This window comes from Bartonella sp. OD88NMGDW, assembly GCF_042193775.1.
GTDB lineage: Bacteria > Pseudomonadota > Alphaproteobacteria > Rhizobiales > Rhizobiaceae > Bartonella > Bartonella grahamii.
In genome coordinates this window covers 15,128-27,974 of record NZ_JBHIMA010000004.1, presented here as the reverse complement: position 1 = coordinate 27,974, position 12,847 = coordinate 15,128, and the positions used below count along the sequence as shown (strand labels likewise).

Annotated in this window: 8 protein-coding genes; all 8 read right to left on the bottom strand. The window is 36.0% G+C overall.

Annotation, left to right across the window (positions count from 1 at the left end; translation table 11 throughout):
• Positions 1 to 1,508 precede the first annotated feature (1,508 nt).
• Entirely contained in the window at positions 1,509 to 5,009 is a 3,501-nt protein-coding gene (gene mfd / locus ACFIJR_RS04410; RefSeq protein ID WP_375653708.1) for a transcription-repair coupling factor, read from the bottom strand.
• 5 nt (positions 5,010 to 5,014) lie between these two features.
• A complete protein-coding gene (locus ACFIJR_RS04405) occupies positions 5,015 to 5,302 on the bottom strand; it encodes a succinate dehydrogenase assembly factor 2 (RefSeq protein ID WP_375627300.1) in 288 nt (95 codons plus the stop codon).
• 66 nt (positions 5,303 to 5,368) lie between these two features.
• Positions 5,369 to 6,049 carry an ABC transporter ATP-binding protein gene (locus ACFIJR_RS04400; RefSeq protein ID WP_375653707.1) on the bottom strand — a complete coding sequence of 227 codons (681 nt, stop codon included), beginning with the start codon at positions 6,047 to 6,049 and terminating at the stop codon, positions 5,369 to 5,371.
• Positions 6,049 to 7,317: a lipoprotein-releasing ABC transporter permease subunit gene (locus ACFIJR_RS04395; protein WP_375653706.1), complete on the bottom strand. Its 1,269-nt coding sequence runs from the start codon at positions 7,315 to 7,317 to the stop codon at positions 6,049 to 6,051. Before ACFIJR_RS04395 ends, ACFIJR_RS04400 begins: the two co-directional genes overlap by 1 nt.
• 11 nt (positions 7,318 to 7,328) lie before the next feature.
• Positions 7,329 to 8,654, bottom strand: a complete 1,326-nt coding sequence (gene proS / locus ACFIJR_RS04390; RefSeq protein WP_375653704.1) for a proline--tRNA ligase — start codon at positions 8,652 to 8,654, stop codon at positions 7,329 to 7,331.
• A gap of 202 nt (positions 8,655 to 8,856) precedes the next feature.
• Positions 8,857 to 10,533: a ribonuclease J gene (locus ACFIJR_RS04385; protein ID WP_375653702.1), complete on the bottom strand. Its 1,677-nt coding sequence runs from the start codon at positions 10,531 to 10,533 to the stop codon at positions 8,857 to 8,859.
• 46 nt (positions 10,534 to 10,579) lie between these two features.
• Entirely contained in the window at positions 10,580 to 11,389 is an 810-nt protein-coding gene (locus tag ACFIJR_RS04380; protein WP_375627304.1) for a biotin--[acetyl-CoA-carboxylase] ligase, read from the bottom strand.
• Positions 11,389 to 12,843: an NADH-quinone oxidoreductase subunit NuoN gene (gene nuoN / locus ACFIJR_RS04375; RefSeq protein WP_375627305.1), complete on the bottom strand. Its 1,455-nt coding sequence runs from the start codon at positions 12,841 to 12,843 to the stop codon at positions 11,389 to 11,391. The genes ACFIJR_RS04380 and nuoN overlap by 1 nt, the downstream gene beginning before the upstream one ends.
• Positions 12,844 to 12,847 lie beyond the last annotated feature (4 nt).

Genomic DNA, 12,847 nt, shown 5'->3' with positions numbered 1-12,847 from the left:
TACGACGAGCTATTCTAATTTTTATACACCCATATAATTCCCCTCTTTATCATATTGGTGTTTGATGCAATCTATCCATAAAACACCTCTGTGCATTTAAGCTAAGATTACACAAACGAATCAATATTGCAATATTAATTAGAATAAACTCCTATGCTACTCTAAAAATCTTACTAATTAAACTTTTTACATTTGTTACTCTTCATGTTAAGTTCGTGGAGCCTTAGCAACAGCTGTTGTAATGCATGAAGCTCCGAAATATCAGATAAATTTTACTTTTTTCCTTATGTGATTCGTATGATACGAAAAAATAAAATCATTTACTGTATTATTGAAACATTTCATAAATTAAAACCACTGATTGTCTAAAATTTCTGCATAATTGTAAGAGAACTTTTTCCTAATGGACAATTTTCTGCCCTTGTTTACAAAACAATGGCGATACATTTTTGTAATAAAAGTTTTATATTTTACAGCTCCTAACCAAAAAGTTTAATTTAAAAATACGCTACTAAAGAAGTGCTTTTTTCTTAATTAAAAAACATATTTTCTTAGAGAGAAAATTTATAACTGTTGAAAATATTTTATTTATAATAAACTTCCTTAAAATATAACAACATATTAATTTATAATAATAATTTATCTTTTACATCATCAAATGTTTGTTTTTCATAGCTATTAAGAGCCTTCTGTTAGCAATTCTTTTATATTGCTAGAAACTGGGGCTTATCGAATTAATTGCGTCTTTTACTCAATAAAAATCTTTATCTTTCCAATCAAAATCTTTGCGTAAAATAGCACCTATATCACTCTGCAATATATCCACTAAAACTTTGCAACTAATAATAAATATGAGGATAATTTTCCATTTATTAAATAATTCAGCTTTTCTTCGTATTCTCCTACTTCGTACTCTCTCGCTATATCTACCCTAGAGATAAATTTTTATTTTTTCAAATAGATCCTGTAATTTTGAACCAAGATTATAATATTTATTCTTCAGATTTTTCAGTTCTTTTAAAAACTTATTTCGTTCCTGCAAACGCTTATAGTATTCTGCTTTAGAAAATTTTTTCCCAAAATATCTAAATGATAAATACTTATCTTCAATAAATTATATGCTATCTTTAGTATTCTTTCTTTTGTTTTTTAATGTTGGTATTGTTCCTTAGAAGATAAATCAGCGTGAGCGTTTTTATGCCATATATTACAGGGAGTAAAAACTATCGTTAGTAACTTTTGTAATGAAGAAAGCATGTTATCTTGGCTTAAGTTTTTGCTTTTTAGAGAAGATACTTATATGCACGTTCTATTTATTGCGGTTACACCGTCTAAGCTATTTTCTTCATTATATCAATATGTCTTATGATGAAGAACGCAAAATGAATATGTAAGAAGTTCTTTTATTATAAACTTAAATTTTATTCTTATAAAAAATTAATAACTATTTGTTTTTATATAATAATTTTATAAAAACGAGTAACAATTCTGAAACAACAAAGAAGTTTTTAACCAGAATGTTGTTCTGCCATTTCGACAAGCTGTGTCATAATATTCGCTGCTCCAACAAGCCTTTCATCCGCTGTGGACCAATCACGAATAAGAGCGATACTTTGATCTGGTCGAATTTTTGCCATCGAACCTTGTTTTCCAACCCACTGAACAAGAGCAACACTATTTGCAAAATAATTATTGCGAAACTGTATAACAATCCCCTTTGGTCCAGTATCCAATTTTTCTACATGCGCTTTTCGACACAATGTTTTGATATAAAAGACTTTAAGAAGGTGTTGAACTTCAAGCGGTAAAGGACCAAAGCGATCAATTAACTCCGCTGCAAATTCATCAATTTGTTCTAAATCATCAAGTTCTGTTAAACGACGATAAAGCCCCATACGTAATGGCAAGTCAGGCACGAAACTTTCTGGTATCATCACTGTTGTACCAAGTGAAATTTGAGGAGACCATTGCTTATCTTCATTTAGCTCTCCATCTTTTAATTCAGCAACAGCTTCTTCAAGCATTTTTTGATAGAGTTCAAATCCAACTTCTTTAATATGCCCCGATTGCTCTTCACCTAAAAAATTGCCTGAACCACGGATATCCATGTCATGGCTTGCCAATTGAAAACCAGCCCCCAAGGTGTCAAGAGATTGTAAAACTTTAAGACGACGATCAGCAGCAGCTGTTAAAACTTTACCAGCAGGAAATGTAAAGAGTGCATAAGCACGTTGTTTTGAGCGCCCTACCCTCCCTCGTAACTGATAGAGTGCAGAAAGACCAAACATCTCAGCGCGATGCACAATTAGGGTATTGGCTGTTGGAATATCAAGACCAGATTCAATAATGGTTGTTGATAGCAAAACATCATATTGCCCATCATAAAATGCATTCATGATATCATCAAGTTGTCCAGCCGGCATTTGTCCATGAGCCACAACGAATTTCAGTTCTGGCACATGTGTTTTGAGATATTCTTCTACAAAAGTCAGATCAGAAATACGAGGACAAATATAGAAACTTTGTCCGCCACGATAATATTCTCGAAGCAGGGTCTCTCGTATAACAAGTGCATCAAAGGGTGAAATAAAAGTACGAACGGCCATTCTATCAATGGGGGGCGTTGTTATCAATGAAAGTTCACGTACACCCGATAATGCTAACCCTAAAGTGCGTGGTATGGGAGTTGCTGAAAGTGTGAGAACATGAATATCACTTTTAAGCTCTTTTAAACGCTCTTTGTGTTTGACACCAAAATGCTGCTCCTCATCAATGATGAGAAGGCCTAATCGTAAAAAATTAACTGCACCACTTAACAATGCATGGGTTCCAATGACAATATCGATTGTACCATCTGAAACACCTTTTTTTACTTGTGCAAGTTCTTTTGCTTTTACAAGCCTTGAAGCATGTCCAATTTTAACCGGTAATCCTTGAAACCGCGAAATAAATGTCTTGTAATGTTGACGTGAAAGCAAAGTTGTCGGTACAACAACAGCAACCTGATATCCATTTAATGCTGCGACAAAAGCACTTCGAATGGCTACTTCGGTTTTTCCAAAACCAACATCACCGCATATCAAGCGATCCATAGGCTTTCCTGAGGCTAAATCGTCTAAAACAGCATCAATTGCATTCATTTGATCTTCCGTTTCTTCATAGGGAAAGCAAGCAACAAACTCATCAAATGGTCCAACTGGTGGAAGTAAAGCAGGCGCAGCACGAGTTATACGTTCTGCAGCTATACGAATTAATTGCCCTGCCATTTCCAATAAATGTTTTTTAAGCCGAGCTTTACGTGCTTGCCAAGCAACACCCCCTAATTTATCTAAAGTTACCTCTGTTCCTTCTGAGCCATAACGTGAGAGAAGCTCAATATTTTCAACAGGTAAAAAGAGTAAATCACCTCCAGCATATCTAATTTCAAGGCAATCTCGTAAAATTCCAGTGGTTTTGATGGTTTTAAGACCAACAAATTGGCCAATACCGTGGTCGATATGCACAATAATATCACCAGAATTTAAAGCAGAAATTTCAGAAATAAAATTTGTATTATTTTTACGCCGCTTTGGCGATCTTATAAAACGATCGCCAAGGATATCTTGCTCTGCTATAACAGCCAAATCTTCAGCCTCAAAACCATGTTCTATCATGATAACAGCTGCTAATATGCGATCTCGTGGTGTTGCTTTGACAGTTTGCAAGGATTTTGCAACATCTATTTTTTTCAATCCATGCTCATCGAGAACTTGTAACAAACGATTGAGAGATCCTTCACTCCAACACGCTAAAAGCACTTTTTTACCAGCAGTGCGTAAAGATGCGATATGATCAATAACACTTGAAAAAACATTTTTTTCCTGCGCATTACGCTCTTTTACAAAATCATATCCCTGTTTAACATTGGTGTGAATAACAGTTTTTTCCGAACTTTGTGGAATATTAAAAGGCGAAAAATCAATACGCTGTGAAGATTGTTGCACACTTTCCAAAACACGCTCTGGCGTTAAATAAAAAAGACTAGGATCTATTGGATGATAAGAAGTAGAATTTTTTTCATCATTTTCGCGCTCTTTGCGCGCGTTATAATAGTCCTCAATAAGACGATAGCGTTCAATGAAGGCTTCTTCTATGAGATGCTCAAAAACTATCGGTAAGTTGCCACAATGGTCAAAAAAACTATCAAGGTTTTCATAAAAAAATGGAAGCCAATGTTCCATACCGGCAAAACGCCGACCTTGAGCAATTGCTTCATAAAGCATGTTATTTTTTTGTGATAAACCAAATGTACGGGTATAATTGCTCTTAAAACGGCTTATGCGTTCTGGTGTGAGAACAACCTCACTCATTGCCTGTAATAAAAGTTCAGTTTTTTGGCCTGTTGTCCTTTGACTTTCTGGATCAAATATGCGGATACTTTCTAGGGTATCTCCAAAAAAATCAAGACGTAAAGGTTCAACATCCATGGGAGAAAAGATATCAAGTATTCCTCCTCTTACAGCAAACTCACCAACATCACGGACAACCGTAACGCGTTCAAAACCATTGGTTTCTAAAAACTGAATAAGATTTCCCATGTTATTGCGCTGGCCAACACGTGCGTGAATAAGCTGAGCTTCTATCATTTCACGAGGAGGTAACTTTTGCATAATCGCATTTGCTGTTGTTAATATAATTGCAGGATGCGGATCTTTACGTAAATTTGCTATGTGTGCCAATGCTGATAATCGACGTGCCATAACAGAAATTCCTGGTGACACACGATCATAAGGCAAACAATCCCATGCAGGAAATTGAAGTATGGGTAAATTGGGCTCAATAAAATTTAAAACTTGTTGTAAATGAACAATTTTTGTTCCGTCGCGGACAACATAGATGAACGGTTTACCTTGTGCAATTTCTGAACTTAATTTCGCAAGCGCAAAGGCTTCAAATCCATCAGGAACTCCATCAAAAATCATACGAACAGAATTATTTTTTGGAATAACAATTTTTTTAAATATAGGCATCGGGATTAATAACTTAAGCAAGTACGATAATTGGCAATATCACGAAAAAGTGGACTATCAACTTCAGAGGGTGGCGAAACTTCTCCAGTAATCCATGTGAGTAAATCACGATCATCAAAAGACATAATATATTCAAGTTCAGAGAGCGTTTTATCATTCATTTCAGTAATATGAGTATCGACATAATGTCCAAAAATGAGATCCATTTCACGAATACCGCGATGCCATGCACGAAAAATCAATCGACGACGACGCACATCTAATTGATTTTTGTCAACGACAAAAACTGTCATAAAAAATCTCCTTGAATAAAGTAATATAAACTATTCAATTAGTCGTATAAAATTTGTACCTTGCTTTTAAGGAAGTTCTATAATCTTTTGTTCTTTAAGTGTAATTCGACGATGCATTTGCTTAGCCAAAGCGTAATTATGTGTTGCAATAAGAGCAGAAAGACCCGACTGGCGAACAAGGATAGATAAAGCTTGAAAAACATAAGCTGAAGTTACGGGATCAAGATTTCCTGTAGGTTCATCAGCCAAAAGAACCGAAGGGCCATTTGCTACTGCACGTGCAATAGCAACACGTTGTTGTTCTCCTCCCGATAACTCTAAGGGACGATGGTTAGCACGATGAGAAACACGCAGATACGTCAATAATTTGCGCGCACGATCTTCTGCTATGGATTTTTTTAATCCTGCTATCATTTGCGGTATCATAACATTTTCTAACGCCGTAAACTCTGGAAGTAAATGATGAAATTGATAAACAAAACCAATATCATTTCGTCTTATAGCTGTTCGCTCACTATCAGAGCGCTTTGCACAAGAAATACCCCGTAACATCACATCACCAGCTGTTGGTTTTTCTAATAATCCAGCAATATGAAGAAGTGTTGATTTTCCAGCACCAGATGGTGCAACAAGTGCAACAAGCTCTCCACGATTAAGAATAAAATTCGCTTTATCTAAAACAATAAGCGGCTTATGACTCTCGAAAAAGTGTCTTTCAATCTCTACAAGCTCTAAAATAGCTGTCATTATTCATACCTCAAAGCTTGTACGGGATCTAGCTTAGCAGCACGCCATGCCGGAATGAGAGCAGCAAGAAACGACAAAAATAAAGCCATCATAGCAACCAAGATGGTCTGTTTCCACTCAATTTGTGCAGGCAATTTTGTTAAAAAATAAAGTTGAGGATTAAAAACGTCGACATTAAATAACCAAGATATAAAGTCTTGGATATGATTAATATTAGCGGTCGCGATAACACCTAAAACTAAACCCAATATAGTTCCAATAAAACCAATCATCATTCCTGTAATGATAAATATACGCAAAATCGCACTCTGTTGAGCCCCCATCGTGCGTAAAATCGCAATATCATGACTTTTATCTTTTACAAGCATAATCAGCCCTGAAATAATATTTAAAGCAGCAACAAGAACGATCAGAGAAAGAATGAAAAACATAACATTTCGTTCAATCTGTAAGGCTGAAAAAAAAGCCTGATTGCGTGTACGCCAATCAATTAAATAGACCTGTTGATCAACTGTTTTTTCTAAAATAGGTTTTATTTGATCAACAGCATCAGGATCATTTAGAAATAATTCTAAAGACTGAACCTTATCTCCCAAATTAAAAAATATTTGTGCTTCATGGAGAGGCATAAAGATAAATATTGAATCATATTCAGACATACCAACTTCAAAAATAGCAACGACTTTATAAGCTTTCACACGTGGGGTAACGCCAAAAGGAGTCTCATCACCATCTGGAGTAATAATACGAATATCTCTTCCAACTGTCAGTCCCAATTTTTCTGCTAAGCCACTTCCAATTGCAACACCTTCTTCTTCATCAAACCGAGAAATCGATCCTAATTTAATGTTTTGAGAGACTGTTTTAAGCTTTTCTAGATCTTGTTTGCGCATACCACGAACTAATGCGCCAGAGCCACCTTGAACTTCACCTTGAACAAGCGCTTGACCTTCAATAACAGGCAAAGCAAACTTCACACCATTTGTAGATTCTAAAGAAGAAATAAGAGTCTTATAATCAGAAAAACCAGAATCAACAGTTTGAACAATAAGATGCCCATTCATACCAAGAATACGATTGAGAAGTTCTGTACGAAAGCCATTCATCACCGCCATAACAACAACCAGAGCAAATACGCCCAACATAATCCCAATAAGAGAAATAATTGAAATAACAGATGCAACGACATGTTTTTTATTGGGAATCATATAACGAAAAGCGATCATCCACTCATAAGATGAAAACCATTTGTCTTTCAGCCTCTTCATAACATTTCCTATTAATTTATAGAAAGTTGGCTGAGTACATCTTCAACCTTTAGAGATTTTTTTACACCTGTTTTTCGATCTTTAATTTCAACTTCATTTTGTGCAATGCTGTTAGGACCAACAATGATTTGCGTTGGCAAACCAATCAAATCCATTGTTGCAAATTTTGATCCAGGACGTTCATTTCTATCATCTAATAATGGATCAAAACCAGCCTCCTTTAATCCCTGATAGAGAAACTCACAGGTCTTTGTGCATTTTTCATCATCGGATTTCATATTGATAATTCCAAAATCAAACGGTGCCATCGACTTTGGCCAAATAATACCATTTTCATCATGAGAAGCCTCTATAGCGGCCGCAACAAGACGCGAAGGTCCAATACCATAAGATCCCATAGAGACTACATGCTCTTTTCCATCTTGTCCCATAACTTTTGCTCCCATTGGAGCAGAATATTTCGTGCCAAAGTGGAAAATATGCCCGACTTCAATACCACGCGCTGAAAGACGATTATGATCAGAAATTTTAGCCCACTCCTCTTCATTATGCATTTCTTCCGTCGCTGCATAAAAAGATGTCCATTGTTTAACAATATCATCCAAAACAGCTTTATCACTAAAATCGATTGAACTATCAGGAACAGTAAGTTCAAGAAATTGTTTATCACAGAAGATAGCGCTCTCTCCCGTTTCAGCCAAAATGATAAATTCATGACTGAGTTCCCCCCCTATTGGACCTGTATCTGCACGCATAGGAATTGCTTTTAAACCAAGACGAGAAAAAGTGCGTAAATAAGCAACAAACATACGATTATAAGATGTTTTAGAACCTTCATAATCAAGATCAAAAGAATAAGCATCTTTCATTAAAAATTCTCGTGCCCGCATCACACCAAAACGTGGGCGAATTTCATCACGAAATTTCCATTGAATATGATATAAATTAAGTGGAAGATCTTTATAAGAACGAACATATGAGCGAAAAATATCTGTTACCATCTCTTCATTGGTTGGACCATAAAGTAAATCACGCTTTTGGCGATCTTTAATGCGAAGCATTTCCAAACCATAATCATCATAACGACCGCTTTCACGCCAAAGATCAGCAGATTGAATTGTAGGCATCAATATTTCTATTGCACCCGCACGTTCTTGCTCTTCACGAATAATTTTACAAACTTTATCAAGCACTTTTTTTCCTAAGGGAAGCCAAGAATAAATTCCTGATGTTTGTTGGCGAATCATACCGGCACGCAACATGAGCCGATGAGAAACAATCTCTGCTTCCTTAGGATTCTCTTTTAAAAGTGGAAGGAAATATTGAGTAAGACGCATTAAATAACTAACTCCTAATCACACCTATCATATCGGAACAATTTATCACACCCTCTATTCATCTATAGCCGCATTCTGAATACTTGCAAATATAACGATCTTACTATTTAAAAATTTACCAGGCTTTATTCTTTATTTTTCTTATTTAGCAATAAAATAAAAATGCTCTTCTCTTTTTAAATAACGTAATATGAAAGCTCTTTTATTTTGACCGATGTAAAAAAACTGTACAGATAGGTTTTTTTTGCCAAATTTCATGAACAGCCGCCCTCACAGCACGTCGTGTTGCCTCTCGAATAAGTTCATTATTTTTCTGTTTCATGCGTGGGATATTATAAACTGTATTTTCTATAATATCTAAAAGAATATCTTTTAAACTTTCTCCCTTTCCATTACTTTCAGGTAACCCGAATGTTGTTAGACCTATATCCCCTAATAATTCATGCTTACTATTTATATGGAGAGAAATAGTAACATGACCAGCATAACTTAGTTTGCGACGTTCACGAATCCCTAGTTCATTTTCATCTCCAATTAGGCAACCATCCTTATAGATGCGGCCAACAGGAACTTGATCAACAACTTCTACAGGCTCCGGTGCAAAACGTAACATATGTCCATTTCTGATATCTGTAACAATTTTAATACCCGCTTGACGCGCTAAAGTTGCCTGAGCCTTAAGATGCATTGCTTCCCCATGTACAGGAACAAGTATCTGTGGCTTTACCCAATCATACATCTGTAAAAGTTCTGAACGACGGGGATGACCGGAAACATGAACAAGTGCATCTTCATTCGTGATAATTTCAATACCCAAATCAATGAAACGATTTTGTACCTCAATAATCGCTTTTTCGTTTCCTGGAATACTTCGTGATGAATAAATAACGGTATCACCAGCAGAAAGTGTAATATTTCTCATTCCATCACGTGACAGTTTAGCCAAAGCAGCACATGGCTCACCTTGGCTCCCTGTGACAATTAAAACAAGATCTTTTCGCGAAATGTAACCATAATCATCTTCCGTTACAAATGGTGCTAAACCATTCATATAACCAAGCTCTTGTGCAACCATAATACTTCGCTTAAGGGAACGCCCAATGACAAGCACCTTACGTCCAGCAGCTTCAGCTGCAAGAGCAATAGAACGTATCCGACCAATATTAGAAGAAAAAGTTGCTATTGCAACGCGCCCTTCAGCTTTGGAAATAATCTCAGAAAGACTGGCTTGAACCTGCTGCTCTGATGGAGATATACCATCCCGACACGCATTTGTAGAATCACAAAGTAATGCTAAAACACCTTTTTTTCCTAACGCACGAAATCTTTTTTCATCCGTCACAGCCCCAAGTGAAGGAGTATGATCAATTTTCCAATCACCAGTATGAATCACAGTCCCCAAAGAGGTTGTAATTGCTAAAGATACAGATTCTGGTATTGAATGGTTAACAGCTATAGCCTCTACAGTAAAGGAACCTACCTGAAAACAATCACCAGCTTGAAAAATATTGAGTAAATTTTTTTGAGATTCAAAATCTAATTGTTTTTTAGTTTCCAATAATCCTGCTGTAAAAGGCGTACAGTAAATTGGAACTTGTAGCTTTGGCCATAAATCAAGAACGGCCCCATAATGATCTTCATGTGCATGTGTTAAAACAAGACCCCGTATATTATGTTTTTCACTTTTTAGAAAACGAATATCAGGAAAAACAAGGTCGACTCCTGGTAATTCAGAACCAGCAAAACTAATTCCCATATCAACCAGCAGCCATTCACGAAGATGTTGGGGACCAAATCCGTAAGCAGCTAAATTCATCCCTATTTCACCTACCCCCCCCAGAGGTAAAAAAACAAACTCATTCTTATTAGCTGCAACCATAAACATCTCCCAAAATCATTAAGGTATCTGATGGTAAAATAATTTTTTAATAACAACCTGCATTAATAGAAGCAGCCGAACCAAAATGAATATCTCCAGCTGTTATAATGGCTGTCTGACCATTTTTTTGCTTTATGATGCAGTTAAAATCACTATCAAGACCATCAAAAACACCCTCAATGACTTTTTCATCATTCACCACTTTGACATGTTTCCCAAGGTGAGCAGAATATAAAAGCCATTTTTTTCGGATTATTTCACATCCTTTTGGTTGTTTCCAAAGAAGGTAATTTCTAGAAAAACACTCCGTCAAAACCGTAAATAATTGTTCTGCTTCAATATGCAAACCGATATTCTTTAAGCTTGAAGTGGGATAAGGTGCATCTTCATAATTATATTTCACATTTATTCCAATACCAATAACCAATGCATATTGTTGTGATGACAACTTTAAAATCTCAAGCAAAACTCCTGAGCTTTTAGCTCCTTGTAACAAAATATCATTTGGCCATTTTAAACTCACAATATTGTTTGTCTGATTTTCATCTTTTATCAATTGTTTTATTGCCTCTACCACACTTATTCCAGCAACAAAACCAAGTTGAGCTGCAGTTTGATGAACAATATCATCAATTAATAAAAGACTAGAATAAAGGTTCCCTTTGGGACTAGACCAAGTCCTCCCTCTTCTTGCTCTTCCCTGTGATTGTTCTTGTGCAACAATCCAAAGATTACCTTGATGACCAGTTTGCGCTTTTCGTTGCGCAGTGAGATTTGTTGAGTCAACACTATCGTACGCTTCAATAGTGTATCCTTGTTCTTGAGCAAAATCTGATAAAATATAAACCATATTCATTAAAACAATGCAGCTGCTGCTTTTTCTGCTAATTCAGCAAACCAAACTCCAAAAAGTGTATAAAATAAAATAAACAATGCAGAAAGACCAAGACAAAATTGAAGCTCATTCGATAAAACAACAAAATGCGCTTTTGCGTCATCAAACCACATAATTTTAATGACTCGTAAATAGTAAAAAGCTCCAACGACAGACGCTATCATCCCAACGACTGCAAGTGGCGTCAGACCAGCATGGACAGCAGCAGAAAATGTATACCACTTCCCAAAAAAACCAGCCATAGGTGGTACACTGGCTAACGAGAAAAGCTGTATTGTCATAACAATAGCCATAAACGGATTTGTCTTTGCTAACCCTGAAAGATCATAAATATTTTCAACATTGCCATTCTGAGAGCGCATTCCAAGAATAAAAGCAAATGAGCCAATCGTCATTCCAAGATAAATCGTCATATAAAGAATAACACTTTTTATTCCTAGCATATCTCCAGCAGATAAACCAACAAGTGCATAGCCCATATGACTGATCGACGAATAAGCCATTAAGCGCTTAATGTTATTTTGACCAATTGCAGCAAATGCACCAAGTATCATTGATGCAATCGCCATGAAGACCAAAATTTGTTGCCATGCAGGCATCACATTATCAACACGCCCTAGGGGAATAAAGGTCATCACAATAATACGGATGATTAAAGCCATTGCAGCAACTTTAGGGGCACCAGCAAAAAATGCCGTAATCGGTGTTGGCGCTCCTTCATAAACATCAGGTGTCCACATATGAAATGGAACAGCAGAAATTTTGAAAGCCAAACCAGCTAAAATAAAAACAATTCCAAAAATGACCCCCAATTGTAAATTTTTACCTTTTAAAGCAAGAGCAATTTCGTGAAAACCAATTTGACCGGTAAAACCATAAAGTAAAGAAATACCATAAAGCAGCAATCCTGAAGATAATGCTCCTAAAACAAAGTATTTTATACCAGCTTCAGAAGATTTTACATTATTACGATTAATCGCTGCTAAAACATATAAAGCTAAAGATTGCAGTTCTAACCCCATATAAAGCGACAGCATATTACCAGCTGAAATCATAAACATCATTCCAAGGGTTGCTAAAAGAACAAGCACTGGAAATTCAAATATATTAAACTTTTGTGCATTGGCAAAACCAACAGACATGATAAGAGAAAAGAGTGCACCAATAAGCATTAAAATTTTCATATAACGACTAAAGGAATCGATAACGAGCGCATTGGTTTGAAATGAACCATTTTTCGGAAAAACTATAAGAATAATAATAGTTGCCACAAGAAGTGCCATGGCTAAACCTGTCACTGTTAAAGAAGCACGTGTATTGGAATAAACACCAAACATAAGCAACACGACAGCTCCTAATGCGATTAAAAGCTCCGGAAGAATTAAGACTAATTGCGCTATTATTTCAGTTTGCATGTGC

Bases quoted from the DNA above. Each gene is read 5' to 3' on its own strand.
- mfd (WP_375653708.1), bottom strand. From the start codon at position 5,009: ATGCCTATATTTAAAAAAATTGTTATTCCAAAAAATAATTCTGTTCGT.
- ACFIJR_RS04405 (WP_375627300.1), bottom strand. From the start codon at position 5,302: ATGACAGTTTTTGTCGTTGACAAAAATCAATTAGATGTGCGTCGTCGT.
- ACFIJR_RS04400 (WP_375653707.1), bottom strand. From the start codon at position 6,049: ATGACAGCTATTTTAGAGCTTGTAGAGATTGAAAGACACTTTTTCGAG.
- ACFIJR_RS04395 (WP_375653706.1), bottom strand. From the start codon at position 7,317: ATGAAGAGGCTGAAAGACAAATGGTTTTCATCTTATGAGTGGATGATC.
- proS (WP_375653704.1), bottom strand. From the start codon at position 8,654: ATGCGTCTTACTCAATATTTCCTTCCACTTTTAAAAGAGAATCCTAAG.
- ACFIJR_RS04385 (WP_375653702.1), bottom strand. From the start codon at position 10,533: ATGGTTGCAGCTAATAAGAATGAGTTTGTTTTTTTACCTCTGGGGGGG.
- ACFIJR_RS04380 (WP_375627304.1), bottom strand. From the start codon at position 11,389: ATGAATATGGTTTATATTTTATCAGATTTTGCTCAAGAACAAGGATAC.
- nuoN (WP_375627305.1), bottom strand. From the start codon at position 12,843: ATGCAAACTGAAATAATAGCGCAATTAGTCTTAATTCTTCCGGAGCTT.